General features: G+C 54.4%; 2 protein-coding genes. One reads left to right on the top strand and one right to left on the bottom strand.

Annotated features, from left to right (window positions below; genetic code table 11):
- Positions 1–660: IS5 family transposase (locus XCSCFBP4642_RS0116460; RefSeq protein WP_029220753.1), on the top strand; the 660-nt coding region annotated here is incomplete at its 5' end.
- 551 nt (positions 661–1,211) lie between these two features.
- On the opposite strand, the gene XCSCFBP4642_RS30830 is transcribed toward XCSCFBP4642_RS0116460, so the two are convergent.
- Positions 1,212–1,502: a hypothetical protein gene (locus tag XCSCFBP4642_RS30830; RefSeq protein WP_425480130.1), complete on the bottom strand. Its 291-nt coding sequence runs from the start codon at positions 1,500–1,502 to the stop codon at positions 1,212–1,214.
- Between the last annotated feature and the right edge of the window lie 748 nt (positions 1,503–2,250).

Raw genomic sequence — 2,250 nt, 5'->3', positions numbered from 1 at the left:
GATGCGGCGATCAGCGGACAACTGGCGCGCGCCGGTTACATTGCCCGTGGCGGGCAGATCATTGATGCCAGCATCGTCAGTGCGCCGATCCAGCGCAACACGCGCGAGGAAAACGCGCGCATCAAGCAGAACGACATCCCGGAGGATTGGAGCGATGCCAAGCGCGCGCAGAAGGACGTGGATGCGCGCTGGACGAGCAAGCACGGCAGCTCCTATTACGGTTACAAGTTGCACGCCAATGTCGATCGTCGCTGGGGATTCATTCGCGTGCACGAGGTCAGCAGCGCGAACGTGCATGACAGCCGGTACTTCGAGCGGTTGCTGGATGCGGGTAATACCGCACGCATACTTCGTGCCGATAGCGCTTATGCCGACCGGGACCGTGAAGCCCGCTTGAAGCAAGAGGGATATCGTGTGGACATCCAGCACAAAGGTACACGCGGCAACGCATTGAGCTCGGCCCAGCAGCGGCGCAATCAGCGCATCGCGAAAGATCGGGTGTTTGTCGAGCACGCATTCGCGCGACTGACGCAACAAGGTGGCAAGTGTCTACGCACGCTCGGCTTGGCACGTGCGAAGGTGGTCATCGGATTGAAGGTTGCCGGCCATAACCTGCTGCGTCTGGCACGATTGCAGCAGGCCGGGATGCGGCCGGTATGAATGCCGCAGGCCAGAAGAACGCCTCGCGCGCAGCGTCGGCGAGCTGAGAGCTTGGCCGACCATGTCAGAGTGCTGATGTTTCCAAGCATCGTCACCTCCATGCATGCGCCACATCGACTCCGGCATGGTTATTCGAGGTGCCCTTTATTGATTTCCTGTAAGCGGCGTCGGGCCGGCGGCTTTTATAACAATCCAAGCTCTTAGGAAGCTCTGGGCAACTCCTCACATAGGCTGATGATCGACACCTGAGATTGAAAGAATCACGCTCAATTTATTGATTTTCGGTAACGGCGATTGTCGCGACGAGGTCGGATTGCTAGCTCTTCCGCTGTTCCGCGAAGTGATCAGGGCTCCCTTGCGGGTGATGGGCCTTCTCGGGCTTTGGTCGAAGGCCTAGGACGGCGATGGTAAGATTAGTTGCCTGGGATCTTTATTTCAATCTTATATTATCATGGGGCTTATTGGTTTTTTTGCAACAACTACGCATCTTTGAATGCCATCAATAATTGCGGACAGGGATGGTGGAGTTGGATCTTGAGCGCAATTCTGGTTCAAAGGCGGGGTGTCTTATTGCCGCTGTCCTTTGGGTTTTTTAATATTCTACGAGACCAGATCGCAGCATCAGAGATCGGCTTAGCCAACCCTGCGGCAATATCCCATGCATCTTCCATGCCAATCGGAAATATAACGGATTTTTTTCTCGTCAAAGCGCTCTCATCAGAATTCAATAATCTTTTGTAAGCCACTAGAAGAAAATTCCGCGAACCATTCCTTGAGGGTAACAACGCGTAGCCTCTACCGGGTTTCAATACCATGCAAGGGCTGGGATTTTCGATAGACAAAAATTTGGGAACACACTCCTCACTGAGTGTTCGCCAAAGCGAACTGACTCTGGTTAGCGCTCGATGCTCCTGGCTGGTTTCGTCAGGATCAATTTGGCATCAGTGTGTCTTGCATTCGTCCTGATGTTCGAAATTTATTTCAATCCCTGTCCCCTTTATTGCGGGGTGGTCACAGGTAAGACGCTGCGGACGCCTGCTCTTCGTCGGAAGTATTGGTCGGATAGGCATGCTTTTCGTTCAACCAACTGTATAGCGGCATTGCCGACGGTTAGTGGCATGCTCTAAGAATGGGTGGCCGACCATTTATGTCTTTTGGGGCGGGGTGTTTCGTAAGCACCAGTTGGATATCTGAGTTGAATGTCTGGGTTCTTGTTCAAGGCCGCCAGTATTGCTCAATGCTGGTGGGGTATTGGTTCGTGACGCCAACGGCATCCTGTCGCATGCCATTAGGGTAACGGCGGTGGAGTCCGCCTCGTCGTGCGCGCTCTTTGCTTGAGGGCTTGCTGTGCGATGGCGGCTACGTTTGGTGAGCTGTCTGCGCAGGGAGTGCGCGAGTGCTTGATCGAGGCGGCGACGATACAGCTCCGCGATATTAGATGTGGGTCTGCGATTAAATTACTTAAACATACCGTCATAGGTATTGGAGGGCTTGGTTTTACCTGATTAGCCCTGACCATCAGCCGCCTGTCGCAGGATCTGCGCCGCGCTGGGTGGATGCTGCTGTCACCTGAAGCCAACGAGGTGGCGT

It is taken from the genome of Xanthomonas cassavae CFBP 4642 (assembly GCF_000454545.1).
Taxonomy (GTDB): domain Bacteria; phylum Pseudomonadota; class Gammaproteobacteria; order Xanthomonadales; family Xanthomonadaceae; genus Xanthomonas; species Xanthomonas cassavae.
Note: the sequence above shows the minus strand (reverse complement) of the source record. Positions and strands in the feature narration are given on the sequence as shown.